This window comes from Streptomyces sp. 63XJN7_1_ISO-PGPR-S23-121 (assembly GCF_056173025.1).
This window is the reverse complement of sequence record NZ_CM149653.1, coordinates 3,375,005-3,398,762: the sequence shown is the minus strand read 5'-3', so window position 1 is coordinate 3,398,762 and position 23,758 is coordinate 3,375,005. Positions and strand designations below refer to the sequence as shown.

Here is a 23,758-nt window from a genome sequence, read left to right as displayed (position 1 = left end):
TGGCCGCCGAGCGTGGCGATGCCGGTCCTCCCTCTCCCGCGGGCGATACGGTCATGTCCGGAAAGTCAGCCAAAAGGACCTTGCTCGATACCGTTCCGGGGAGTATTCGTGCCCGTGCTCGATCGTCTCGCCTCCGGCGTCCGGTCGTTCGCCGCGATGGCGGCGGACGGGGTGACAGACGGCGATCTGGCCGCGGCCCGGGCACAGATGGGCTTCTCACTGGCCTGGCACATCATCGTGGCCTGCCTCGGCGTGGGGCTGCCCGCCCTCACACTCATCGCCGAATGGTACGGAATCCGCACAGGTGATCCGGCGCACCGCCTGCTGGCACGCCGATGGGCCCGTGGAATGGGGGTCCTGTTCGCGGTGGGCGCCGTTTCCGGCACCATCCTCAGCTTTGAGGCTGTTGTGGCCGGGCCTGATGGGCACGTACGGGCAGGTCATCGGCTTGCCGTTCGCGCTGGAGGGCATCGCGTTCTTCATCGAGGCGATCTTTCTGGGCATCTACCTCTACGCCTGGGACCGGATGCCGCCCAGGCGGCACCTGCTCATCGGCTTGCCGATCGTGGTGGCGGGCGTGGCCTCGGCGTTCTTCGTCGTCTGCGCGAACGCATGGATGAACCAGCCCCGCGGATTCACGCTGCGGGACGGGAAAGTCGTCGACGTGGCTCCCTGGGCCGCCATGCTCAACCCCGCGAGCCCGCCCCAGACCGTGCACATGATCCTGGCGGCCTTCATGGTGGCGTCATTCCTGACCGCGGCGGTCTATGCGGTCGCCATGCTGCGGGGCCGCAGGGACGCCTATCACAAGGCGGGTTTCTTCATCCCGTTCACTCTGGGAGCGGTGGTGACCCCTTTCCAGATCGTCGTCGGCGACTGGGCCGCACGGTTCCTGGCCGAGTTCCAGCCCACGAAGCTGGCCGCCATGGAAGGCGTGTACACCACCGGGTCCCACGTGCCCCTGACCCTCGGAGGCATCGCCCGCGACGACGCCCTGCGCTACGGGCTGGAGATCCCGAACGGACTCTCCCTGCTGGTCGGATACCGCCCCAGCACTGTCGTCCAGGGTCTGGACAAGGTTCCGCGCGGTCAGTGGCCCGCGGTGACAGCGGTGCACTGGGCGTTCGACCTGATGGTGGCCGTCGGCTTCTTCCTGTTGCTCCTGGGGGCCTGGCTGCTGTTCTCGTGGTGGCGTGGCCGACGCGGGAGCGGTGAACTGCTCGACCGGCGCGGATCGCGTCTGTTCCTGTGGGGGGCCGCGATCGCCGGTCCGGCTTCGGTGGTCGCGTTGGAGAGCGGCTGGTGCGTCACCGAACTCGGACGCCAGCCGTGGATCGTCTGGGGGATCATGAGTGTGCGGGATGCCGTCAATCCGGCGCCCGGGCTGATGACCGGCCTGTGGCTGGTGCTGATCGTCTACGCCGCCATGACCGTCGCCACGGTGTACGTCCTGCGCCGTCTGGCAACGCGCACGGCCGTGCCGCTGGCGCCGCAGGAAGAGGACGTCGAACGCTACCCCGTCGTGTGACCGCGAGAGCTCCCGTCATCCGTCGCCGTCGTCCGGCCCGAACCGATTCGCGCCCCGTTTTCCCGGCCACCACTGGAGGTCACCGTGCTCGCAGACACGGCACTCGCTGTCATGTGGGTGGGTCTCACCTGCTACGCCGTCTTCGGCGGTGCCGACTTCGGCGCAGGCGTGTGGGACCTCCTCGCCGGCGGAGCCCGACGAGGACGAGACCGGCGCCGGCTGGTCGAGCACAGCATCGGTCCGGTGTGGGAGGCCAACCACGTCTGGCTGATCTTCGTGGTCGTGCTGCTGTGGTCGGCCTTCTCACCGGTCTTCGCCGCCGTGATGTCCACGCTCTACCTGCCGTTGACCTTCGCAGCGCTGGGCATCATCGCCCGGGGAGCCGCCTTCGCCTTCCGCAAGGCCAGCACGGAACTGTGGCAGCAGCGTCTGTTCGGCGCCTGCTTCGCCCTCTCCTCGCTGATCACACCGTTCTTCCTCGGCACCGTGGCCGGCGGCGTCGCCTCCGGGCGGGTCCCGCCCGGCCTCGCCGAGGGCGACGTCCTCACCAGCTGGCTCAACCCCACGTCGGTCCTCGGCGGCGTCCTGGCCGTACTCACCTGCGCCCACCTCGCCGCGGTGTATCTGTGCGCCGACGCCGCCCGCGAGGGCCGGGCCGCTCTCGCCACCGACTTCGCCCGACGCGGCATCATCAGCGGCCTGGCGTGCGGTGTCGTGGCGTGCGCCGGCATCGCCGTCCTGAACGCCGATGCGCCGTACCTCTTCCACGGACTGACCCACCGCGGCCTGCCCCTGGTCGTCCTCAGCGCCGTGGCCGGTCTCAGCGGGCTCGCCCTGCTGCACAGGAGACGCTACGTACTGGCACGCCCCACCGCGGCGCTGGCCGTCGCCGCGATCCTGTGGGCCTGGGGCGCGGCGCAGTACCCGGCCATGCTGGTGGGCGGTACGACGGTCGCCCAGGCCGCCTCCGACGGAGCGGTCCTCTCCGCCTGTCTGATCGCGCTGGCGGTGGGAGCGGTCCTCCTGGTGCCTTCCCTCTGGCTGCTGTACGCGACCTTCCAGCGGCGCACCCCTGCCGCGCCGCCCGAGGCGCGCCCCGAGACCCCTGGCTCCCACTGAGGTCGTCCGGTGTGCCGGGCGTCACAGCGACCGACACCCTGCGACCGGCCCTCCCCGGTCACGGCACGAGGCCCCGCGGCGGCGACGCCCGGACCCCGGCGCGCTCCGGCAGACAGGGGCTCCGCGCCGTCCGCCATCCGTATGGCAAGACGGCGTGACATCCGGAGCACCTTCCTCCGTATATTTGTCCGCATGCATGCTTCGGCTCCAGTGCTGTGTCTCGCGCTCTTCGCCTGCTCGGCGTGGTGCGTCGACGACGGCCTCTGTCCCCGCTGAGTCTCCGGACCGGCCGCGTGATCCCCGCCGCCGGTCCGCCAGCGTCCGCCGCCCCGTGCACACCACCTTCGGAGATCTTCCGTGACCACCGCACCACCTGCCGGGTCGTCCCCGGCCGCGCCGCCGCGCGCGACCACCCCTCTGTTCGCTCCCTCGCCCACCTCCTCGGAACGTCCGAAGGCGCCGTCCCTGCCCCCGGTGCGGCGGACGCCGCTTGTCGTGTCCGGCCTGCTCGCGGTCGCCCTGACCGCGTACGTGTGGTCCGCGCACGGCGCCAAGCCGGGCGTACTGCTCCTGCTCGGCCTCGGCCTGGGCGTCGCCCTCTTCCACTCCCGGTTCGGCTTCACTTCCGCCTGGCGGCAGCTGGTCGCCGTGGGCAACGGGACGGGGCTGCGGGCACACGCCCTGCTCCTCGGCACGACGGCCACCCTGTTCGCGCTGCTCATCGGTACGGAGACCGGGCTGTTCGGCTCCCAGCCCGCGCCGTCCGCCGGACCGATCGGCGTTGGCCTGTTCGCCGGTTCCGCGCTGTTCGCGATCGGCATGCAGCTCGGCGGCGCCTGCGCCTCGGGCACCCTCTTCGCGGTCGGCTCGGGACAGACGCCGATCGTGCTCACCCTCGGAGGCTTCGTCGCCGGCGCCACGCTGGCCGCCTGGCAGTTCGACCTGTGGAAGGACCTGCCGGCCTGGGATCCCGTCGTGCTGTCCGACCACATCGGCTGGTTCGGCTCCTGGGGCGTGACCATCGCCACGCTGCTCCTCGTCGTGCTGGTCAGCCGGCGTATCCAGGCCCGCAGGAACCCGCCGCCGCTGGGCGCCGTCCCCTCGGCACGCCGGGCCGCCGTCCGGGCCGTCCGCGGCTCCTGGCCCCTGGCCGTCGGCGCCCTGGCACTCGCAGTGCTCGGTGCGGGCGTCCTGCTGGTGTCCGGCGGCGCCTGGGGTGTCACCAGTGCCTTCAGCCTGTGGGGCTCGGAGCTGGTGGGCGCGCTCGGCGGTCACCCGGAGAACTGGACCTGGTGGCAGCAGCCTGGCAACGCCGAGATGCTGGCCGGTCCGGTGCTCGCCGACAAGACCAGCCTCACCGACATCGGCATCATGATCGGCGCGGCCGTCGCCGCCGCGCTCGGCGGCACCTGGGCGCTGCACCGGGGCATCCCCTGGCGCACGGCGCTCGCGGCGGTGCTCGGCGGCATGCTGATGGGCATCGGCGCCCGGCTGGCCGGCGGCTGCAACATCGGCGCCTACCTGGCGGGCATCGCGTCGGGCAGCCTCAGCGGCTGGCTGTGGGGCGCCTTCGCGCTGGCCGGCACCTGGGTGGGCCTCAGGCTGCGGCCGTTGTTCGGCCTGGGCAACCCCAAGCCTGGCGACGGCGTCTGCTGACAAGTCCGGAGTTCGGGGCTGTTCACGGAGGGCAGGTCAGCCCGTTTCCCGGCCGCGGCCCGAGCGACTAGCGTGGCCCCATGCCGCACTCCTCCGCCGTCCTCGTCATCGACATGCAGAACGCGCTGATGGGCATCGCCCACCGGGCAGCGGAGACCGTCGCCACGATCGCGGCGCTGAGCGAGCGGGCCCGGGCCGCCGGCGTGCCCGTGGTGACGGTGCGGCAGGGAGACGAGGAGCTGGTGCCCGGCACCGAGGGGTGGCGGGTCGTGCCGGAGCTGGCGCCCCGCGAGGGGGAGGCGGTCGTCGACAAGACGACGCCCGACAGCTTCCTGGACACCGGTCCCGACGGGACGCTCAAGGCCCTCGGCGTCACCGAGCTGATCGTGACCGGCTTCGCCACGGAGGTCTGCGTGGACACCACGGCGCGGCAGGCACTGAGCCGGGGCTACGACCTGGTCGTCGTGGCCGACGGACACACCACGTCGCTGCGCGGTGAGGCGGACGCCGATCTCGTCCCGGCGGACCGCTCGATCGCCCAGTACAACGCGATCTACCGGACGATCGGCCGGCCCGGTCGCCGTATCCGGGTTCGGGCCGCCGCCGACGTGGACTTCACCGCCCCCGAGGGGGCGGGGAGGTTCACTCCTGCTTGATCACCGAGATGCCCCGCCCGGCGCGCGCCGGCCATCGCGGCCCGGCCCACGGCTCCTGCCCGGACGGGCTCAGGCGGAGACGCGGGCGATGGTGCCCGCGGTGAGCGTGGCCAGCATCTCCTGCAGGGTGGTCACGAAGTCCAGCTTGAACGCGGTGAGTGAGGGGTCGGCTTCGTAGGCGGCGAGCATCGCCGGGGAGGGCCGTGCGTGTGTCCACACGGCGCCGACGGTCATGATCATGGCTGCGGTCAACCGGGGAGCGCTGTCGCCCAGCTCAGGAAGGCGCTGGTGGGCCAACGCCGCGATGTCGGCAACGTTGGCCACGGCCGCGCGCTTGTAGCGGGCGGCCACCTGCGGGGAAACGTTGTGTTCCAGTACGCCCGCCTGCGCGCTCAGCAGGTCACACAGGACCCGGCGTCGGGCGAGGGAGCCCGCGATGACGGCGGCGAACTGCTCCGCACGCCGGCTCACCGGCGCGTCCTGGTCGATGCCGGCATGCACAAGGGCGGGCAGGTCGGCCACCCACTGCCGCCACGCACGGTCGAGCAGCTCCAGCAGGATCGCCTCGCGCGATTCGAAGTAGCGCAGCACATTCGACTTCGCCAGCCCGACGCGGCGGCTCAGCTCGTTCAGGCTGATCTCGCCGATGGGCAACTCCTCGAGCATGGCGGCGGTGGTGTCGAGGATGGCCCGGCGCCGTATCTCACGCTGCTCCTCACTGCGCGCGCGCTGGAAGTTCGTCATGCCCCCAGGTTACAGACTGCCGGTCTTTTGACATCAGACCGGTGGTCTTCTACGTTGGGGCTCCAGTCGAACAGACCGCCGGTCTGAAAGGGAGGCAGGTCTTGGGCTGCGCACCAGGACCGACGTTCAGCGGCATGCGCCTGGACATCACCCAAGTCGTCACGGAAGCCGCCTTCGCCGAGGCCCGAGCGCCGCATGACCGAGCACAAGATCAAAAGATCCGAGGAGCGTGACAACGGTGAACCACTGGACTCCCGACGACATCCCCGATCAGACCGGCCGCACGGCGCTGATCACCGGCGGGAACGGCGGGATCGGACTCGAGACCGCCCGTGCGCTCGCCCGGCACGGGGCCCGCGTCATCCTGGCCGGCCGCAGCCAGACCAAGCTGGACCAGGCCGTGGAGGCCGTGCGCGCCGCGAACCCCGAGGCCCATACGGACACCCTCGTGCTCGACCTCTCCGACCTCTCCTCCGTCCGCGACGCGGCCACCCGCATCGCCGAGACCGAGACGGTCGACCTGCTCTTCAACAACGCCGGCGTGATGAACCTGCCCGAGCGGCGGACCACCCACGACGGCCTCGAGATGACGGTCGGCACCAATCACCTCGGCCACTTCGCCTTCGACGCCCAGGTCTGGCCCGCCGTGCGCCGCTCGTCCGCACCACGCGTGGTCACCGTCAGCGCCATCGCGGCGCGGTGGCCGATGGGCAGGCTGGACGACCTGATGAGCGAAAAGAGCTACCGCGCCATGGGCGCCTACGCCAAGTCCAAGCGCGCCAACATCGTCTACACCCTCGAACTCGCGCGCCGCACTGCAAGCAGCCCCGTCGAGGCGCTCGTCGTCCACCCCGGGTCGGCGATGACCAATCTGCAGCAGCACGGCACCGGTGCCCTGAGCCGCGTGGTGACCCCGATCGCCGCACGCCTTCTCATGGGCTCGGCCGAGGGTGCCGCCTGGCCCTCCCTGTACGCGGCGACCAGCCCGCACGTCCGGTCGGGCCGGTTCATCGGCCCCGCCGGACGCGACCAGACCTCCGGCACCCCCAAGCCCGCCAAGCTCCCCACAGGCGCCGACGACCCCGCGGAGGGCAGGCGGCTGTGGGCGGCGAGCGAACAGCTCACCGGTGTCCCCTTCGACATCGAAGCCGGGGCCGCGATCTGAGGGCCGTCTTCACAGGTCGCCGGATGGTGGATCGTGGTGCCGCGGTACGCCGTCATGAACTCACCGATGAGGGGTGGGAGTTACTCGCTCCGCTCATTCCACGGGCCGCGACGGGTCGGCCGCGGATGGAGGACCGCCGGGTGATCAGCGGCATGGTCCGCAGGACACGGACCGGGATCTCCTGGCGTGACCTGCCGGAACGGTACGGCCCTGGCAGACGGTCCACTCCCGCTATCGCGACTGTCCAACGGGTGGTCTCGTCCATGCATGAGGCTTTCGTCCGGGGTACCCGGTCCGGGCCGCAGCATCCGCGGCCGTTGGCAGGGAAGGCGGCATACCGGTGAGCACACAACACGGCACGGCCCTGGTGACGGGGGCCTCCTCCGGCATCGGCGCGGCCTACGCCGGACGACTCGCCGCCCAGGGGTGGGACACCGTCCTCGTGGCCAGAAGGGCGCAACGGCTTGACGACCTGGCGCAGCGGCTGAGCAGGGCAACGGGCACCACGGTGGAGACCCTCGTCGCCGACCTGTCGGAGCCGGGTGACCTGGCACGGGTGGCACGGCGGGCAGCCGACGACGACATCGGGTTCCTCCTCAACAACGCGGGGATCAACGGCTACGGTCCGTTCGCCGGCCTCGAACCGGAGCTCATGACGAAGGTCCTGGCCGTCAACGTCCTCGCAGTCACCGCACTTGCGCGGGCCGCTGCCCCGGGCATGCTGGAACGGGGGCGCGGCACCCTGATCAACGTGGCTTCACAGCTGGCCTTCGCGGGCGCGTTGCCGCCGCATCCGCTGCCCGAACGCGCGGTGTACGGCGGCACCAAGGGCTACGTGGTCACCTTCACCCGCACTCTTGCCGCCGAGCTCGCCGGCACGCCGCTGCGGATTCAGGTGCTGTGCCCTGGGCTGACCGCCACCGAGTTCCATCGGTCGCGTGGTCACGAGCCCGTGCCGGGACGGGACGAGTCCGTGCACGAGGACGGAGGCATGCCCGTCGATCGAGTCGTCGACTCGTCACTGGCCGCGTTGGAAGCCGGCGAGGTGGTGTGCGTACCGGGACTCGGGAATTCGGCTTTGATCGACGCTCTGGCGGAGGCCGAACTGGCGATCCGCACGGCGGCGCGCCCGCTCGGACGCTGACCCGGGCCTGCCGGATGCTCTTCGGGGCGGCCTTCGCAGGCGATCGGGAGTGGGCCAGGAACCGCCACGCGGAGCTGCCACCGGTGGTACGGGCTGAGGCGCGCTCGGACCGAGCCAGGATCATCCGCGGAACCCGGCTCCGACTCCGCCGTCGCGCCCGGCCCGGACCGCGCGGCCCTGATGGGCGCATGTCGGACGGAGCGTGGCCGGCACCGTGCGGTCGGGGATGCCCTGAGCAGTCGGGTCGGACCTCGACGTGGGTCATGGTGTGCGGTCCGTCGCCGACGGCAGTCCGAAGGTGGCGATGTCCTGCGGGACGGCGACGAGCTGGTCGGCGTTCTCGCGGGTCCTGGCACCGCCCAGTGACGGGTCGTGAGCTCAGGAGTGCCCGGATGGGGTAACTGCGGGCGCGCGGACCGGGACACGCGGTCAGAGTGGGCTGCATGACAGAACCTGGCGAGCGGCGTCGCGGCACGACGTCCACCACCACGCGCGAGCGTCCCGTACGGGGTGCCCGGGACGCCGCACAGCGTGCCGCGGACGCCCTGTCCGAGCTGATCCGGCACCGCCTGGAGGGGGTCTCCGCGGTGTACCGGAGCGAGGACGACGGCTGGATCGTCAACGTGGACGTGCTGGAGGTGGCACGGATCCCGGACACCACCAGCCTGCTCGCCACCTACGAGGTCGAGCTGGACACGGCGGGCGACCTGCTGCGGTACCGCAGGATCGCCCGCTACCGGCGCGGCGCCCAGGACCAGTGACCGGGCCGCTGGGCCCGCCCCCGGAAGGACCACCCGCATGATCCCGTACGAAGACGAGCTCGTCTGCGCGCCCCGCGCCGGAACGCTCTACGACGTCCTGGAACTCATCCTCGATCGCGGCATGGTGATCGACGTCTTCGTGCGCGTCTCCCTGGTCGGCATCGAGATCCTCAAGGTGGACGCCCGGATCGTTGTCGCGAGCGTCGACACCTACCTGCGGTTCGCGGAGGCCTGCAACCGTCTGGACCTGGAGCACGACGTGCGCTCCAAGACCGTTCCCGAGCTGTTCGGCGGGCCGGTCGCCAAGACCGTGGGCCGGGCGGCCGCCAAGCGGTCGACGCACTCCCTGACCGACCGGGTGCGGGACATCCTCACGCCCGAGGAACCGGAGCCGGAGGAGGACGAGGAGGCGCCCCTGCCGCGCCGTGCCGGCTCCCGCACCCGCGAGCGCGAGGAGCGGACGCAACGGCCCCGGAACCGCCCGGCGGGGCGCCCCCGCGGTGACGACGACCGCCCGCGCAGCCGCCCGCGCCGGCGCACGGAGACAGAGGAGGAATGACCGTGCCCACCACAGCCCCCGCCCCCGCAGCCGTTGTTCCGGAGACCGGGGACGCCCTGTACGTCTACGGCATCGCCCCCGCCGGGGTCCGCACGCCCCGCTCCCCCGGAGTCGGCGGCGCTCCGGTGCGGCTGCTCACCGAGTCCGGCCTGTGCGCCGCGGTCTCGGCCACGCCCGCACGGCTCAGGCCCCGCCGCCGTGACCTGATGGCCCATCAGGCGGTGCTGGACGAGCTGGCCGCGCAGGGACCGCTGCTGCCCATGCGGTTCGCGGTCCTCAGTCCCCGTCCGGACGTGCTGCTCGCGCAGCTGCGCTCCGACGCCGACCACCTGGCACGCCAGCTCGACGGCGTCCGGGGGTGCGTCGAGTTCAACGTCAAGGGAGCGGTCGTGCCCGGCAGTTTCGCCGAGCTGGTGCGCCGGGACGAGAAGCTGCGGTCCCTGGCCCTGCGGACACGGCGCCGGCCGGACTACGAGGCCAACGTCCGGCTCGGCGAGGCGCTCGCCCTGGCCGTCCGCCGCGAGGCGCGGCGCGCGGCCCAGGAGATCCTCGAGCGCCTGACCCCTCTCGCCGTGCACACCGTGGGGGGCCCGACCGACGACGAGCAGGTGCTGAGCGCGTCGTTCCTGCTGCGCGCCGCCGACGAGTCCCGGTTCCGGCAGGCGGTGGACGCGTGCGCCCGTGACCGCGGGGACCGGCTGGCGCTCAGTGTGACCGGGCCCCTGCCCTGCTACAGCTTCGTCGACCCGTCACCCGCCCCGGCCGGGCGGTGACGCGGTGGGCCTCGTGAGCGGTCTCCTGCTGCTGCCCCTGGCGCCGGTGCGGGGCACGGCGTGGATCGCCGACCAACTGCTGCAGGAAGCCCGGCGCCAGGTCCACGACCCGCGCGCCGTCCAGGCCCGTCTGGCCGCGCTCAACCGGGCCCTGGACGAGGGCGCCGTCGACGAGGCGGCCTTCGAGCGGGAGGAGGAGCGTCTGCTCGCCCTCCTCGACCGCCCGGTCCGGCCCACCGGCCGCACCACCACCAGCACGGAACCAGCGCACGGAAGGCACCCATGAACGACAGCAAGGCGGCCCTGGCGGCGGCCATGGCGGGCGGATATCTCCTCGGCCGCACCAAGAAGGCGAAAGTGGCCTTCGCGGTGGGCTCCTACCTGGCGGGGCGGCGCCTCGGGCTCTCCCCCGGCCAGGTGCTGTCCACGGGGCTGGGCAGGCTGCAACTGGCACCGCAGTTCCAGGAACTGTCGGACCAGGTGCGCGGCGAGCTGCTGGCCGCGGGACGCACGGCCGTCACCGCCGCGGCGAACCGCAGGCTCACCGGCCTCGCGGACACCCTCCGGGACCGCACCGACGCGCTCGCCGGCGCGGTCCGGGAGGGCGGGAGCCGGGAACCGGACGACGGGGACGACGACGCGGCCGACGAGGCCGGCTACTTCGACGACGAGGAACGGGAGGAGGACCGCGAGCCCGCCCCCGCGCCGCCGAGGAAGGCGGCGCGGAAGACTCCCCCGCGTCCGTCGGCGTCCGGTGGGAAACCACCCGCGAAGAAGGCCGCCGCCAAGAAGGCCGCGGCGAGGAAGGCCGTGCCGTCGGGGGCCCGGCGGGGAGGTGGCCGCGGATGAGCCCCACCGGAAAGGGCGAGGGCGCGGCGTCCCCGCTGGGCGACGTGAAGAACGCTCTCGGCGGCTACCTCTCAGCGACCGGGCACAGCCTGGCGGGCAGGGCGGGTGAGCGGATCGGCGGTCTGACCAGCCGTCTGACCGCCTCCGCCGGCGGCAAGGACTCGGACGGGGACGACCCGGAGGGGAACGGCCAGGGCGACTCGGGAGGGAGCGGCGGCTCCAAGAAGCGAGGACGGCCCCGGGGCAGCGTCAAGGCGACGCACATCATGGAGACCGTCGACATCGGCGTCCCCCTGCGCACCGTCTACGACCAGTGGACCCAGATCCAGGACTTCAGCTCCTTCACCAAGGGCGTCCGCAGTGTCAGCCCGTCCGACGAGGTCACCTCCGACTGGAACGTCAAGGTCGGCCCCTCGAGCCGGAGTTGGAAGGCGACCGTGCAGGAGCAGGTCCCCGACGAGCGGATCATGTGGACCTCGGAGGGAGCCAAGGGCAGCACACAGGGTGTGGTCAGTTTCCACGAGCTGGGGCCCCGGCTGACCCGCGTCGTCGTGGTCGTCGAGTACTACTCGGCGGGCTTCTTCGAGAAGACCGGCAACCTCTGGCGCGCCCAGGGGCGCCGGCTGCGCCTGGACCTGAAGCACTTCGCACGGCACGTGACGTTCGTGGACGCCGAGGACCTGGAGGGCTGGCGCGGCGAGATCCGCGACGGCGAGGTCGTCCGGAGCCACGAGGAGGCGCTGGAGGAGGAGAACGCCGACGACACCGAGGGCGAGGGCGACGAGGACACGGACGAGGAGGCCGGGGACGGCGAGTACGAGCAGGACGAGTACGAGGACGAGAACGAGGACGAGGACGGCGAGTACGACGACGAGGGAGGCGAGTACGACGAGGACGAGTACGAGGACGAACCCGAAGAGGACGACGAACGGGCCCGCCCGCGTCGCTGACCGCCCGGGGAGTACGCAGTGACGGACGTCGACCACCGGTACGCGGAGCTGGACACCGAGCTCTGCGCCCCCGCCTCGGGCAGCCTGGCGGACCTGCTCGAGCGGGTCCTCGACAAGGGCGTCGTGATCGCCGGGGACATCAAGATCGACCTGCTCGACATCGAGCTGCTCACCATCCGGCTGCGGCTGTTCATCGCCTCGGTGGACACCGCGAAGAAGGCCGGCATCGACTGGTGGGAGACCGACCCGGCCCTGTCGTCCCGGGCCGCACGGGACGAACTGGCCGAGGAGAACGCGCGGTTGCGGGCCCAGCTCGACGCCCTGGCGGAGGCCGCCGGGGAGACGGCGGGAGCCGTCCGGTGAGCGGGCCTCCGGCCGGCCCCGGCGCGCCCGGCCTCGTCTGCGCGTTCGCCGTCACCCGCACTCCGCCGGACGCCGCCGCCCTGGCCGCGGCGACCGGTCACGAGGAGGGCGGCCCGCTGCGCGTGCTGCACGCGGACGGCCTGTGCCTGCTGGTCCAGGACGTCCCCGCGGCGCTGTTCGGCGACGAGGCGCTGGCGGCGCGGCTGGGCCGGCCCGAGGACCTGGAGCGGTGCGCCCGTGCCCACCACCGGGGTGTCGAGGCCGCGGGCGGGCGGGGCCGGTCCGTCGTCCCGCTGCCGATGGCGACGCTGTACCACGGCGAGGAGAGCGCGCGGCAGGCGGTCGCCTCGCGCGCGGCGGTCCTGGACGCGCTGCTCGACCGCCTCCAAGGCCGTACGGAGTGGGCGGTGAAGGTGCACGCCGCCACGCGGACCGCCGCGCGGGCCGGCGACGACACCGGCTCCGGGGCGAGTGGGCGCGCCTACCTGAGCCGGGCCAGCGCACAGCGGCGCGACCGCCGGGACGCGCAGGCCAAGGCCCTGGCCGAGGCGGAGGCCGTCGACGCGGAACTGCGCCGGTACGCCGTCGCGGCGACCCGGCACCGCCCGCAGAGCGACCGTCTGACGGGCCGCAGCGCACCGCAACTGCTGAACCTGGCCTATCTCGTGGAGGACGGGGAGGGCGGGGCCTTCACGCGCGCGCTGGCCGCGCTCACCGCGGACCGCCGGTACTCCGCCGTCGAGATCGGCGCCTCGGGTCCCTGGATCCCCTACTCCTTCGCCCGCTGGGACGAGGATGCGGACCCCGCCCGGCGGGAGCACGCGGAGCAGGGGGTGCGGCCGTGACCTCCGTGGACACCCGTACGCCGGGTCCCGCGCGCGTGCCCTGGGGCGGGCCCGAGCCGTACGCGCCGGTCGGGGTGCCCCTGGTCGACCTCCTGGACCGGGTGCTGGCGACCGGTGTCGTGGTCAGCGGGGACCTGGTCCTGGCCATCGCCGACGTGCCACTGGTGCGGATCTCCCTGCACGCCCTGCTGTCGTCGGTGAACGAACGCGTGCCCGCCCCGTGGCCGGACAGCGGGCCGCTGTGACGACGCCCCGCGCACACCTCGACCTGGACCCCGAGCGGGTCACGAACGACCTGGCCGCGCTGGTGCTCACCGTGGTGGAGCTGCTGCGGCAGCTCATGGAACGCCAGGCCGTGCGCCGCTTCGACGAGGGCACGTTGAGCGCGGAGCAGGAGGACCGGCTCGGCACGGCGCTCATGCTGCTCGACCGGCGCATGGACGACCTGTGCGCGCAGCACGGCCTGAGCCGCAGCGACCTCAACCTCGACCTGGGCCCGCTGGGCCCGCTGCTCGCGGATCCCGGACCGTAGCGTCCCGTGTTCCCGAGGAACGTACACCCGCCAGGAGCGATCGTTATGATGACGAAGAATCGCTCAAACGAACATCTGCGGGTGGGGAGTACTGATGCGGGAGCCGGTCGATGTCAGGCGGCAGCGGATCCTGGCGGCGGTCCAGGCGCGCGGCACCGCGCGGGTGCGCGACCTCGCCGACGAGTTGCAGGTCTCGGTGGTGACGGTCCGCCGGGACGTGGAGGAGCTGACGCGGGAGGGCAGGCTGCGCCGCGGGCACGGCGTCGTCCGCTCGACGCTGCCCGCTCCCGAGGTGCCGGCCGGTGACCTCGCCGACGGCGACCGGGTGGCCGTGGTCGTGCCGGAGCGGCACTCGTACCTGGCCGAGACGCTGCACGGCGCCCGCACGGTGCTGGAGGAGGCGGGCGTGCGCCTCGCGCTGCACATCGCGCCCCAGGCGGCCGGCGCCGAACGTCCGCTGGTCGAGCGGGCCCTGGAGGACGGCGCCCGGGGGCTGCTGCTCGCGCCCCGGTGGAGCAGCCTGGCCGCCGAGGAGGGCGACTACGCGTGGCTGGCGGCGCTGGACGTGCCGACGGTGCTGATGGAGCGGCGGCCGCGGCGCGGCAGCGCACCGCACGTGCTGGACTCGGTGTGCTCGGACCACTGGTACGGGGCGCACCTGGCCGTGGAGCACCTGGTGGGGCTCGGCCACCGGCGGATCGTGTTCGCGACCCGGGACGACAGTCCGACGGCGCGCACTCTGCGGGCCGCGTTCGCCGGGATCGCCGGGGCGCACCCGCTGGTGGAGCACTGGACGTGGGCGCTGAGCGCGCCGGAGTCGGGGGCCGAGGGGCCGTACGCGGCGGCGGAGGAGACGGCCGAGCTGCCGGTGCTGCTGCGCAGGACGGGGGCGACCGGTGTCGTGCTGCACGGCGACGTGGACGCGCTGATGATCGTGCAGCGGCTGGCGGACCGGGCGGTGCGGGTGCCGGAGGACTGCTCGGTCGTGGCGTACGACGACGTGGTGGCCGGGCTCGCCCTGCCTCCGCTGACGGCCGTGGCCCCGCCCCGTGCGGAGGTCGGCCGGGTGGCCGCCGAGCTGCTCCTCGAGCGGCTGCGGGAGGCGGCCGGGCGGCCCGCGCGGCGCGTCGAACTGCTGCCCCGGCTGATGGTGCGCGGTTCGACCCGGCGAGCGGCCGACACACTGAGCGTTTGAGCGTTTTATTTTCCTCTGATCGATCTATTGACCGTTTGTGCTGGGCCGGTCCAGGATTCCCGTGTCCCCAACAGCCGTGCCCCGAGCCGCGGGCACGCAGGAGCCGCGGGAGCCGCCATGCCCGGACGACCCAGTCGTCGCTCCGTGCTCGCCGCGATGGCCGCCGTACCCCTGACAGGAGCCGCAGGCGCCTGCAGCGGGGGGAACGGCGCCTCGTCGGCCCGCACGGGCACCACCACACACATCACCTTCTGGTCCGCCCTGCGCGGCAGCCAGGAGGTGGTCGACGCCTTCAACCGCACGCACCGCTCCATCAGGGTGGAGTTCCAGCAGATCCCCTCCGGCGGACAGGGCGGCTACGCCAAGCTGAGCAACGCCGCCCGGGCCGGCAACGCGCCCGACGTCGCCACCATCGAGTACCCGCAGGTACCGGGGTTCGCCATCGACGGCGTCGCCCGCGACATCACCGACCTGGTCGGCGACGCGCTGCGCCGCAAGCTGCTGCCGCAGGCGCTCGGCCAGACCACCTTCGAGGGCCGGGTGTTCAGCGTGCCGCTGGACGTGGAGCCCATGGTGATGCACTACCGCGCCGACCTGTTCGACCGGCACGGTCTCCGGGTGGCACGCACCTGGGACGAGTTCGCCGAGCAGGCCGCCGCCGTGCGCCGTACCGCGCCGGGGCGACGGCTGGTGCTGTTCCCCACCGACGGGATGACCCAGTTCGCGGCGTACGCCTGGCAGGCGGGCGCCCAGTGGTTCGACACGTCGCGCGGCGCCTGGAACGTCTCCCTCGCCGACGCGCCCTCCCGGCGCGTCGCCGACTACTGGCAGCGGCTCATCGACCGGGACGACGTCTTCATGAACGCCGTGGAGAGCAGGCAGTCCGACGCGCAGCTCGGCAACGGACTGGTGCTCACCCGGCTCAGCGGCGCCTGGGACGCGGGCGCCCAGATGAACGCGCGGCCCGGGCAGAAGGGGCAGTGGCGGATCGCCCCGATGCCGCAGTGGGACACCGGCAGCCCGTCCGTCGGCATGCACGGCGGCTCCACTTTCGCCGTCACCAGGGACAGCCGCCATCCCGAGGCCGCCATGGAGTTCATCGAGTGGCAGGTGTCCCACCCCGACGCCCTGCGCGCCCGCCTGTCCAGCGGCACCAGCAGCCAGTATCCGGCCGCTCCCGGACTGGTCACGGTGGGACGCGAGGCCTTCGACCGATCCTACTACGGCGGACAGGACATCTACGGCCTGTTCGAGCAGGAGGCCGAGAAGATCGGCGAGGGCTGGCTCTGGGGCCCGCGGATGAGCGCCACCCAGAAGGTCATGCAGGACTCCTTCGCCCGGGTCGGCGCCGGCCAGGGGTCCCTGACCGAGTCGCTGCGCACGGCGCAGGAGGGCACCATGCCCGACCTCAAGGCCCTCGGCCTGTCCACCACCCAGCACAGCACCTGAGCCGACGAAAGGCAGGTGACACCCCATGACCACGACCACCCCGCCCCGGGTGCCGGCCGGCACCGCGCGCGCCGCCGGTCCGGAGCCGTCCGCCCCGGGCCTGCGCGCCCGCAGAGCGGCCGGACGCCGCCGGCTGGCCGCGTGCGGCGTCCTCATGACGCCGTTCTTCGTCCTGCTGGTCACCGTCTTCCTGATCCCCGTCGGTACGGCCGTCTACCTCAGCTTCTTCAGCGACGACCAGCCCGGCCTCGGATTCGGTCCCGAGCGCACCGTCTTCGTCGGACTGCGCAGCTACGCGGCCGTCCTGACCGACCCCACCTTCCTCGGCGGACTCGGCACGGTCGCGCTCTACTGCCTGATCTACATCCCCCTCATGGTCGTCGGCGCGCTCGCCCTCGCCCTGCTGCTTGACTCGGGCGTGGTGCGGCTGCGGGCCTTCGCCCAGCTCGGCCTGTTCCTGCCGCACGCCGTGCCGGGCATCATCGCGGCCCTGATCTGGCTGTACCTGTACACGCCGGGCATCAGCCCGGTGATCGACCTGTTCGCCCGCGCCGACATCACGATCGACTTCCTCGGCATCCACACGGTGATCCCGTCGATCGTGAACATCGCGCTGTGGAGCAACCTCGGCTACAACATGGTCGTCTTCTACGCCGCCCTGCAGGCCGTGCCCCGCGAGGTGATCGAGGCGTCGGTGGTCGACGGCGCCGGTCCGGTGCGCACCGCACTGCAGGTCAAGACGCCGCTGGTGCGGGCCTCGATCGTCATGGTCGCCATCTTCACCCTGATCTGGGCGCTCCAGCTCTTCACCGAGCCCATGCTGCTCAGCCAGTCCTCCCCCATGATCAGCTCGCGTTTCTCGCCGAGCATGTACATCTACGACGCGGCGTTCACCCGCAACAACTACAGCCTGGCGGCGGCCGCCTCGGTCGTCCTGCTCGTCTGCACCATCGCCCTGTCCTACGGCGTCACCCGCTTCACCAGCCGCGCCGACTCCGCCGAGGAGGCCCGATGAGCGCCACCGACAGCTCCCTGCTGCGTCCGGGACTGCTGGGCCGCGCGACGGTCAACGTGGTCGTCGCGATCTCCGTCCTCTACACCCTGCTGCCGGTGCTGTGGCTGGTGCTCGCCACCACGAAGAGCCGGGACGCGCTGTTCAGCAGCGACCTGCTGTCGCTGAGCGACTTCTCCTTCGCGCAGAACCTGCGGGACCTGTTCGCCATGGACGGCGGGCTGTACGGCCGCTGGTACCTCAACAGCCTGCTGTACGCGGTCCTCGGCGCCGCGCTGGGCGCGCTGCTGAGCGTCGCCTGCGGCTACGCCTTCGACAAGTACCGCTTCCGGCACAAGGAGAAGCTGTTCGGCCTGGTGCTGGCGGCGGTCATGGTGCCGCAGACCGTCCTCGCGCTGCCGCTGTACCTGATGGCGTCGGCGGCCGGTCTGGTCAACACCTTCTGGGCGGTGTTCGTCCCGGTGCTGTTCAACCCGTTCGGGGTCTATCTCGGCCGCATCTTCAGCCGGGGCTACGTGCCCGACGAGGTGCTGGAGGCGGCGCGCGTGGACGGCGCGGGCGAACTCACCACGTACGTGCGGGTGTCGCTGCGGATGCTCGGCCCCGGACTGGTCACCGTCTTCCTCTTCCAGCTCACCGCGATCTGGAACAACTTCTTCCTGCCCATGGTGATGCTGTCCGACCAGGACCTGTATCCCGTCAGCCTCGGCCTGTACCAGTGGAACAGCTCGGCGTCCGTCTCGCCGGAGTACTACCCGGTGGTCGTCATGGGGTCGCTGCTGGCCGTGCTGCCGCTCATCCTCGCCTTCGTCCTGCTCCAGCGCTTCTGGCGGAGCGGGCTGACCGCCGGAGCCGTCAAGTGACCTCGCACGCCCCCGACACACCCGGCCGCGGATCCCGGCCCCGGGCCGCCGTGGCCATGTCCCGGGACGCCGCCGCGGCCGTCCTCGACCCCGAGTCGCTCGGCGCCCTGGGCCGGATCTGCGACCTCGCCCCGCTGCCCGCCCTGGACGACCTGTCCACCCCGCGCGCCAGGTCGCTCCTGGCCGACGCCGAGCTGCTGGTCACCGGCTGGGGCTGCCCGCCGCTGGACGCCGAGGTACTTCGGGCGGCACCGCGGCTGCGGGCCGTGGTGCACACCGCGGGCAGCGTCCGCGGACATGTCACCGACGCGTGCTGGGAGCGCGGGATCGAGGTCTCCTCGGCCGCCGCGGCCAACGCCGTTCCGGTGGCCGAGTACACCCTCGGGATGATCCTGCTGACCGGCAAGCAGGTGCTGGAGCGGGCCCACGACTTCCGGCTGTCCCGCACCCGCGGCAACTGGCTGCACACCTCGCGCCGCGTCGGCAACTACCGCCGCACGGTGGGCCTCCTGTCGGCGTCGCTGATCGGCCGCCGGGTCGCCGAGCTGCTGCGCCCGCACGACCTCGAGGTCCTGCTGCACGACCCCTATGTCAGCGACGCCGACGCCGCCGCGCTCGGTGTCGAACGCGTCGGGCTGACGGAGCTGTTCGCGCGCTGCGGCACCGTCAGCGTGCACACGCCGCTGCTGCCCGAGACGCGCGGTCTGGTCAGCCGTGCCCTCATCGACGCGATGCCGGCCGGGGGCGTGCTGATCAACACCTCCCGGGGCGCGGTCGTGGACCAGGAGGCGCTCACCGACGCCGTCCTCGCGGGCCGCGTCCGGGCCGTGCTGGACGTCACCGACCCCGAGGTGCTGCCGCCGGACCACCCGCTGTGGGACTGCGAGAACGCGCTGATCACCCCGCACCTCGCCGGTTCCGAGGGCAACGAGTGGCGCCGCCTGGCGGACCTCGCCCTCGCCGAGACCGCCCGCTGGGCGTCCGGTGCCGGCTTCCTCCACCCCGTACGACGCGAAAGGCTGGCGTTCCTGGCATGAGCATCCCCTTCGAACTGCCCATCGAGGACCGTGCGCTGAGCCCGTACACGGGTTACACCCGCGCCCACTGGGAGGCCGTCGCGGACGGGCTGCTCTGGGCGGCGTGGCGCTGGAGCACGCCGGGCTGCGCGCTGCTCGACCTGCCGGGCCGGCCCTCCCGCTCGGGCGTGCGCTCCGACGGCCTGGAGGGCTTCGCGCGGACGTTCCTGGCGGCGGCGTTCCGGGTGGCGGGAGCCGGCGGCGACGATCCGCACGCCTGGCTGGACCGCTACGCGCGCGGCCTGGCCTCCGGCACGCTCACGCCCGGCCGCGACGACGGCGAGTCCTGGCCGCTGATCCTCGACCACGACGTGCAGGGCCAGCCGATGGTGGAGTCGGCGTCGGTCGCGCTCGGGCTCCGGCTGACCGCGCCGTGGCTGTGGAAGAACCTCGACGCCGGGGTGCAGGACCGGGTGGAGGAGTGGCTGCGCGGGGCACTGCGGCACGTTCCGGCGCCGAACAACTGGTACCTGTTCCCGTACACGGTCGCCGGGTTCCTCGAGTCGGTCGGCCGCGGCGACGCCGGGACGGCCGCGGCCCGGCAGCGGGCGCTGGAGCTGATGGAGGGCTGGTACCGGGGCGGGGGCTGGTACGCCGACGGCGACGGACGCGCCTTCGACCACTACAACGGCTGGGCGCTGCACCTGTACCCGGTGCTCGACGCCCACCTCGGCGGCGACGGCGGCCTCGCCGAGCGGTACGGGGACCGGCTGCGCGCCCACCTCGACGGGTTCGGGGCGACGTTCGGCGCGGACGGGGCGCCGCTGCACTTCGGCCGCTCGCTGGCGTACCGGTTCGCCGCCTCCTCGGCGGTGGGCCTCGGCGCCCTGACCGGGTACACGCCGCTGGCTCCGGGCGTCTCGCGGCGGCTGGCCAGCGGCAGCCTGCGGTACTTCCTGGAGCGCGGGGCACTGACCGACGACGGGCTGCTCAGCCTGGGCTGGCACGGGCCGCACGAGGCGACGCTCCAGCCGTACTCCGGCCCGGCGTCCCCCTATTGGGCGTCCAAGGCGTTCGTGTCGCTCCTGGCGCCGGCCGATCACCCGCTGTGGACGGCCACCGAGGAGCGGGCGCCGGTCGAGGAGGCCGACCGGGTGCTGGCCCTGCCCGCGCCCGGGCTGCTGGTGCAGTCGACGCGCGACGACGGCATCGTCCGGCTGCACAACCACGGCAGCGACCATGTCCGCCCGCACGAGGGCGAGTCGGCCGCCGGGGACGACCCGCACTACGGCCGGCAGGCGTACTCGACCCGGACCGGCCCGACGGCACTCGGCAACGTCGCGGACAACCACCTGTCGGTGGAGGTGAACGGCCGGGGCAGTGTGCGCCGCCGGATCCGGCCGCTCGGCGCGGGGCACGGCGACGGCTGGGGCTGGGCGGCGTCCTGGCACCGGCCCGTCTTCGCCGGCGGACCCCCGATGGTGCCCGGGCTGCGGGTGGAGAGCGTGACCGTGGCGCGTGGGCCGTACGAGCTGCGGGTGCACCGGGTGACCGGCGCCCCGGCCGGGACCCGCCTCACCCACACCGGGTGGGCCACCGGTCCCGAGGAGCCACTGGTGTCGGCGCTGCACGGCCTGCACGGCTGGAGTCCCGAGCCGGAGACCGTGCGCGCGCCGCAGGGCACCGCCTACGTGCCGTGGGCGGAGGTGCCCCGGCTGTCCGCCGACGCGGGCGGCACCTCGCTGCACGTCTGCCTGGCCGCGCTCACCGGTGAACCGGGCCCCGGTCCCCTGGCGGACGCCGTCACGGAGGTCGTGGCCGACGGCACCGGTGCCGAGGTGGTCTGGGCGGACGGCGGCGCGCGTACGCGGGTCTCGTTCGCGCCGCTGGAGGTCACGCACGGGTGACCCGGCGCGGCCCGAGGCCCCCGTCCGGCAGCCGGCCGGCCGGGGGCCTCCCTCGTGCGCACGCCTCCGGTGGCGCGCCGGTACCCGGCCGGTGACGCTGGTACGGCCCCCGGCGCGAAGGAGTCCCCATGCACAAGGCGTCGCGCGCCGTGCTCGGGCCACGGGTCGTGTCCGCGGAGCGGCCGTCGTCCCCGCGTACGGGACCCGCTCGTCCCGCCGCGAACGCGCATGCCTTGAGTCCGGGTGGCTGGGTACGCGGTCACGGCCCACCACGGCAGTCGGTATTCGAGGACGACCGGCCGCGTGCAGCGGTCCGCCCAGAACGGAGAAAAGGCTGATGAGCGAGGCCAACCCCCTCAAGCGGGTAGCCCACAAGGTCACCGATGCCCTGCAGGGAGAGGGCGGCGGGCCGGCGGACGGGGTGCCCGGCAAGCCCGCCCCCGAGTCGCCCCCGGTCGCCGAACCCACCACTCCCCGGGAGCCGCTGCCGCCCAAGCCGGACCAGAGCGGTCCGGCCACCGTGTCGCCGACCGGCCAGCCGACCGGTGCCGACCAGGCCCGGGTCGCCCAGTCCGGGAGCTATCTGACGAACGCACAGGGCACACGGCTGTACGACACCGACCACTCGCTGAAGGCGGGGCCGCGCGGGCCGGTCCTGCTGCAGGACCATCACCTGCGCGAGAAGGTCATGCACTTCGACCACGAGCGCATCCCGGAGCGCGTGGTCCACGCCCGGGGCGCGGGCGCGCACGGGGTCTTCCAGAGCTACGGCACGGCGGCCTCGGTGACGAAGGCGGGGTTCCTCGCCGCGGACGTGGAGACGCCGGTGTTCACCCGCTTCTCCACGGTGGTCGGCTCCCGCGGATCCGCGGACACCGTGCGGGACACCCGGGGTTTCGCGACGAAGTTCTACACCAGCGAGGGCGTCTTCGACCTCGTCGGCAACAACATCCCGGTCTTCTTCATCCAGGACGCCATCAAGTTCCCGGACGTCGTGCACGCCGTGAAGCCGCACCCCGACCGGGAGATCCCGCAGGCGCAGAGCGCCCACGACACCTTCTGGGACTTCGTCTCGCTGCACACCGAGGCGACCCACCACACCATCTTCTTCATGGGCGACCGCGGCATCCCGCGCTCCTACCGGATGATGGAGGGCTTCGGCGTCCACACCTTCCGGCTGGTCAACGCCGAGGGCGCCACGACGCTGGTGAAGTTCCACTGGAAGCCCAAGCTGGGTGTGCACTCCCTGGTGTGGGACGAGGCGCAGATCATCAACGGCGTCGACCCGGACTTCCACCGCCGCGACCTCGCCGACGCCATCGAGGCGGGCGCGTACCCGCAGTGGGAGCTGGGCATCCAGACGTTCCCCGACACCCCTGAGCAGACCTTCGAGGGCATCGACCTGCTGGACCCGACGAACATCGTGCCCGAGGAGCTCGCCCCGGTGCAGCCGGTCGGGCTGCTGACCCTGAACCGCAATCCGTCCAACTTCTTCGCCGAGACGGAGCAGGTCGCGTTCCACGTCGGTCACCTGGTGCCGGGCATCGACGTCACCGACGACCCGCTGCTCGCCGGCCGCCTGTTCTCCTACCTGGACACGCAGCTCACGCGCCTGGGCGGCCCCAACTTCCCGCAGCTGCCGATCAACCGGCCGCAGGCGCCGGTCAACGACATGCTGCGCGACGGCATGCACCAGACCGCGGTGCACCGGGGCGTGGCGCCGTACCGCCCCAACTCCCTGGACGGCGGCTGCCCGTTCACGGCCGGCGCGGACATGAGCGCGTACATCGAGGCACCGGTCCGGATCCCGGAGGCGTCGAAGGTGCGGGAGGCGCCGGAGTCCTTCGCGGACCACTTCAGCCAGCCGCGCCGGTTCTGGCTGAGCATGAGCCCGGTGGAGCGCGAGCACATCATCGGCGCCTACACCTTCGAGCTCGGCAAGTGCTACGAGCAGGCCATCAGGGAGCGGACGCTCCAGGTGCTGGCCAACATCGACCCGGAGCTGTGCGCGGGCGTCGCCGAGGGCCTCGGTCTGCCCGCTCCGGAGCCGACCGTGCCCCTGGCCGACGTCGAGCCCAGCCCGGCGCTGTCCCAGGTCGGCGGGACCTGGCCGACCGAGGGCCGCGTCGTCGGCATCGTGACCAGCGGGGCCGACCTGGAGGGTGTGACGGCCGTGCGGGAGGCGGTGCTGAGCGCCGGCATGGTGCCGCTCGTGGTGGCGCCGACGGGCGGCACCCTGGGCTCGGGCGACGCGGCGGTGACCGTCCAGCGCAGCTATGTCACCGCGCGGTCGGTGGAGTTCGACGCCGTCCTGGTGGCGGGGACGCCCGCGATGGGCGGCGACGCGTACACGCCGCGGGACTACAAGGCGGCGCCGGCGCCCACGGGTCCGGGGTCGATCGACCCGCGGGTGAGCCTGCTGGTGTCGGAGGCGTTCCGGCACGGCAAGGCGATCGGCGTCTGGGCCGGCGGCGAGGCGGCCCTCGAGGCATCGGGTGTGCCCGCCGACGCCGCGGGCGTGGTCGTCGCCGACTCGGGCACCGCCGCGCTGGAGCAGGTCACGCGGCTGCTGGGGTCGCACCGGGTGTGGGAACGCTTCACCACTCCGCGGGGCTGATCCGCGAGGCCCCCGGGGCCGGTCGCCGAGGTCGGCGGCCGGCCCCGGCGCGTGT

Annotated in this window: 24 protein-coding genes and 1 pseudogene; 24 read left to right on the top strand and 1 reads right to left on the bottom strand. The window is 73.0% G+C overall.

All coding sequences use genetic code 11. The features are described from left to right. Positions 1 to 18 precede the first annotated feature (18 nt). The 4 genes and pseudogenes from AC0VYN_RS14825 to AC0VYN_RS14810 all read left to right on the top strand — a co-directional run bounded on the left by AC0VYN_RS14825 (position 19) and on the right by AC0VYN_RS14810 (position 4,959). Positions 19 to 1,528, top strand: a pseudogene (locus AC0VYN_RS14825) (cytochrome ubiquinol oxidase subunit I). 84 nt (positions 1,529 to 1,612) lie between these two features. Beyond that, positions 1,613 to 2,647 carry a cytochrome d ubiquinol oxidase subunit II gene (locus tag AC0VYN_RS14820; protein ID WP_475536396.1) on the top strand — a complete coding sequence of 345 codons (1,035 nt, stop codon included), beginning with the start codon at positions 1,613 to 1,615 and terminating at the stop codon, positions 2,645 to 2,647. Positions 2,648 to 3,004: 357 nt separating this feature from the next. Then, positions 3,005 to 4,303: a YeeE/YedE family protein gene (locus AC0VYN_RS14815; RefSeq protein WP_475536395.1), complete on the top strand. Its 1,299-nt coding sequence runs from the start codon at positions 3,005 to 3,007 to the stop codon at positions 4,301 to 4,303. A gap of 80 nt (positions 4,304 to 4,383) precedes the next feature. Further along, positions 4,384 to 4,959, top strand: a complete 576-nt coding sequence (locus AC0VYN_RS14810) for an isochorismatase family protein (RefSeq protein WP_475536394.1) — start codon at positions 4,384 to 4,386, stop codon at positions 4,957 to 4,959. Positions 4,960 to 5,028: 69 nt separating this feature from the next. Here the strand turns inward: AC0VYN_RS14810 and AC0VYN_RS14805 are convergent, their stop codons facing one another. After that, positions 5,029 to 5,703, bottom strand: coding sequence for a TetR/AcrR family transcriptional regulator (locus AC0VYN_RS14805; RefSeq protein ID WP_475536393.1), 675 nt, complete (start codon positions 5,701 to 5,703; stop codon positions 5,029 to 5,031). Between the two features lie 238 nt (positions 5,704 to 5,941). On the opposite strand from AC0VYN_RS14805, the gene AC0VYN_RS14800 reads away from it, so the two are divergent. From AC0VYN_RS14800 to AC0VYN_RS14705, 20 genes are all read left to right on the top strand, one after another. Next, complete coding sequence (locus AC0VYN_RS14800) at positions 5,942 to 6,868, top strand: oxidoreductase (protein WP_475536392.1); 927 nt, start codon at positions 5,942 to 5,944, stop codon at positions 6,866 to 6,868. A 23-nt stretch (positions 6,869 to 6,891) separates the two neighbouring features. Next, the gene (locus tag AC0VYN_RS14795) at positions 6,892 to 7,212 is read left to right on the top strand and encodes a transposase (RefSeq protein WP_475536391.1); all 321 of its coding nucleotides are present in this window, start codon (positions 6,892 to 6,894) and stop codon (positions 7,210 to 7,212) included. Next, on the top strand, positions 7,209 to 8,012 hold the full coding sequence (locus AC0VYN_RS14790) for an SDR family NAD(P)-dependent oxidoreductase (protein WP_475536390.1): 804 nt from the start codon (positions 7,209 to 7,211) through the stop codon (positions 8,010 to 8,012). The genes AC0VYN_RS14795 and AC0VYN_RS14790 overlap by 4 nt, the downstream gene beginning before the upstream one ends. 443 nt (positions 8,013 to 8,455) lie before the next feature. After that, complete coding sequence (gene gvpO, locus AC0VYN_RS14785; protein WP_475536389.1) at positions 8,456 to 8,773, top strand: gas vesicle protein GvpO; 318 nt, start codon at positions 8,456 to 8,458, stop codon at positions 8,771 to 8,773. A gap of 37 nt (positions 8,774 to 8,810) precedes the next feature. Then, a complete protein-coding gene (gvpJ, locus tag AC0VYN_RS14780) occupies positions 8,811 to 9,332 on the top strand; it encodes a gas vesicle protein GvpJ (RefSeq protein WP_475536388.1) in 522 nt (173 codons plus the stop codon). Further along, on the top strand, positions 9,329 to 10,105 hold the full coding sequence (locus tag AC0VYN_RS14775; RefSeq protein ID WP_475536387.1) for a GvpL/GvpF family gas vesicle protein: 777 nt from the start codon (positions 9,329 to 9,331) through the stop codon (positions 10,103 to 10,105). Before gvpJ ends, AC0VYN_RS14775 begins: the two co-directional genes overlap by 4 nt. Before the next feature lie 4 nt (positions 10,106 to 10,109). Continuing rightward, complete coding sequence (locus tag AC0VYN_RS14770; RefSeq protein ID WP_475536386.1) at positions 10,110 to 10,391, top strand: gas vesicle protein GvpG; 282 nt, start codon at positions 10,110 to 10,112, stop codon at positions 10,389 to 10,391. Beyond that, on the top strand, positions 10,388 to 10,954 hold the full coding sequence (locus AC0VYN_RS14765) for a hypothetical protein (protein WP_475536385.1): 567 nt from the start codon (positions 10,388 to 10,390) through the stop codon (positions 10,952 to 10,954). The genes AC0VYN_RS14770 and AC0VYN_RS14765 overlap by 4 nt, the downstream gene beginning before the upstream one ends. Beyond that, positions 10,951 to 11,904: an SRPBCC family protein gene (locus tag AC0VYN_RS14760; protein WP_475536384.1), complete on the top strand. Its 954-nt coding sequence runs from the start codon at positions 10,951 to 10,953 to the stop codon at positions 11,902 to 11,904. The genes AC0VYN_RS14765 and AC0VYN_RS14760 overlap by 4 nt, the downstream gene beginning before the upstream one ends. A gap of 18 nt (positions 11,905 to 11,922) precedes the next feature. After that, entirely contained in the window at positions 11,923 to 12,267 is a 345-nt protein-coding gene (locus AC0VYN_RS14755; protein ID WP_385470054.1) for a gas vesicle protein, read from the top strand. Continuing rightward, positions 12,264 to 13,112, top strand: coding sequence for a GvpL/GvpF family gas vesicle protein (locus tag AC0VYN_RS14750; protein ID WP_475536383.1), 849 nt, complete (start codon positions 12,264 to 12,266; stop codon positions 13,110 to 13,112). The genes AC0VYN_RS14755 and AC0VYN_RS14750 overlap by 4 nt, the downstream gene beginning before the upstream one ends. A gap of 35 nt (positions 13,113 to 13,147) precedes the next feature. Then, positions 13,148 to 13,357 (top strand): gas vesicle protein, encoded by a 210-nt coding sequence (locus AC0VYN_RS14745; RefSeq protein ID WP_055421623.1) that lies wholly within the window; start codon positions 13,148 to 13,150, stop codon positions 13,355 to 13,357. After that, the gene (locus AC0VYN_RS14740) at positions 13,354 to 13,644 is read left to right on the top strand and encodes a gas vesicle protein K (protein WP_385470050.1); all 291 of its coding nucleotides are present in this window, start codon (positions 13,354 to 13,356) and stop codon (positions 13,642 to 13,644) included. Before AC0VYN_RS14745 ends, AC0VYN_RS14740 begins: the two co-directional genes overlap by 4 nt. A gap of 94 nt (positions 13,645 to 13,738) precedes the next feature. Continuing rightward, the gene (locus AC0VYN_RS14735; RefSeq protein WP_475536382.1) at positions 13,739 to 14,839 is read left to right on the top strand and encodes a substrate-binding domain-containing protein; all 1,101 of its coding nucleotides are present in this window, start codon (positions 13,739 to 13,741) and stop codon (positions 14,837 to 14,839) included. Between the two features lie 117 nt (positions 14,840 to 14,956). Beyond that, positions 14,957 to 16,288, top strand: coding sequence for an ABC transporter substrate-binding protein (locus AC0VYN_RS14730; protein ID WP_475536381.1), 1,332 nt, complete (start codon positions 14,957 to 14,959; stop codon positions 16,286 to 16,288). Between the two features lie 25 nt (positions 16,289 to 16,313). Continuing rightward, entirely contained in the window at positions 16,314 to 17,303 is a 990-nt protein-coding gene (locus AC0VYN_RS14725; protein WP_475536380.1) for a carbohydrate ABC transporter permease, read from the top strand. Beyond that, positions 17,300 to 18,163 (top strand): carbohydrate ABC transporter permease, encoded by an 864-nt coding sequence (locus AC0VYN_RS14720; protein WP_385470042.1) that lies wholly within the window; start codon positions 17,300 to 17,302, stop codon positions 18,161 to 18,163. The genes AC0VYN_RS14725 and AC0VYN_RS14720 overlap by 4 nt, the downstream gene beginning before the upstream one ends. Then, a complete protein-coding gene (locus AC0VYN_RS14715; protein ID WP_475536379.1) occupies positions 18,160 to 19,200 on the top strand; it encodes a hydroxyacid dehydrogenase in 1,041 nt (346 codons plus the stop codon). The genes AC0VYN_RS14720 and AC0VYN_RS14715 overlap by 4 nt, the downstream gene beginning before the upstream one ends. Next, positions 19,197 to 21,086, top strand: coding sequence for a DUF2264 domain-containing protein (locus AC0VYN_RS14710; protein ID WP_475536378.1), 1,890 nt, complete (start codon positions 19,197 to 19,199; stop codon positions 21,084 to 21,086). Before AC0VYN_RS14715 ends, AC0VYN_RS14710 begins: the two co-directional genes overlap by 4 nt. Before the next feature lie 337 nt (positions 21,087 to 21,423). Continuing rightward, positions 21,424 to 23,703: a catalase gene (locus AC0VYN_RS14705; RefSeq protein WP_475536377.1), complete on the top strand. Its 2,280-nt coding sequence runs from the start codon at positions 21,424 to 21,426 to the stop codon at positions 23,701 to 23,703. The last annotated feature ends 55 nt before the right edge of the window (positions 23,704 to 23,758 follow it).

Coding starts and splice junctions, on each gene's coding strand:
- AC0VYN_RS14810 (WP_475536394.1), top strand. CDS start 4,384: ATGCCGCACTCCTCCGCCGTCCTCGTCATCGACATGCAGAACGCGCTG.
- AC0VYN_RS14805 (WP_475536393.1), bottom strand. CDS start 5,703: ATGACGAACTTCCAGCGCGCGCGCAGTGAGGAGCAGCGTGAGATACGG.
- AC0VYN_RS14795 (WP_475536391.1), top strand. CDS start 6,892: ATGGTGGATCGTGGTGCCGCGGTACGCCGTCATGAACTCACCGATGAG.
- gvpO (WP_475536389.1), top strand. CDS start 8,456: ATGACAGAACCTGGCGAGCGGCGTCGCGGCACGACGTCCACCACCACG.
- gvpJ (WP_475536388.1), top strand. CDS start 8,811: ATGATCCCGTACGAAGACGAGCTCGTCTGCGCGCCCCGCGCCGGAACG.
- AC0VYN_RS14775 (WP_475536387.1), top strand. CDS start 9,329: ATGACCGTGCCCACCACAGCCCCCGCCCCCGCAGCCGTTGTTCCGGAG.
- AC0VYN_RS14765 (WP_475536385.1), top strand. CDS start 10,388: ATGAACGACAGCAAGGCGGCCCTGGCGGCGGCCATGGCGGGCGGATAT.
- AC0VYN_RS14760 (WP_475536384.1), top strand. CDS start 10,951: ATGAGCCCCACCGGAAAGGGCGAGGGCGCGGCGTCCCCGCTGGGCGAC.
- AC0VYN_RS14735 (WP_475536382.1), top strand. CDS start 13,739: ATGCGGGAGCCGGTCGATGTCAGGCGGCAGCGGATCCTGGCGGCGGTC.
- AC0VYN_RS14730 (WP_475536381.1), top strand. CDS start 14,957: ATGCCCGGACGACCCAGTCGTCGCTCCGTGCTCGCCGCGATGGCCGCC.
- AC0VYN_RS14725 (WP_475536380.1), top strand. CDS start 16,314: ATGACCACGACCACCCCGCCCCGGGTGCCGGCCGGCACCGCGCGCGCC.
- AC0VYN_RS14720 (WP_385470042.1), top strand. CDS start 17,300: ATGAGCGCCACCGACAGCTCCCTGCTGCGTCCGGGACTGCTGGGCCGC.
- AC0VYN_RS14710 (WP_475536378.1), top strand. CDS start 19,197: ATGAGCATCCCCTTCGAACTGCCCATCGAGGACCGTGCGCTGAGCCCG.
- AC0VYN_RS14705 (WP_475536377.1), top strand. CDS start 21,424: ATGAGCGAGGCCAACCCCCTCAAGCGGGTAGCCCACAAGGTCACCGAT.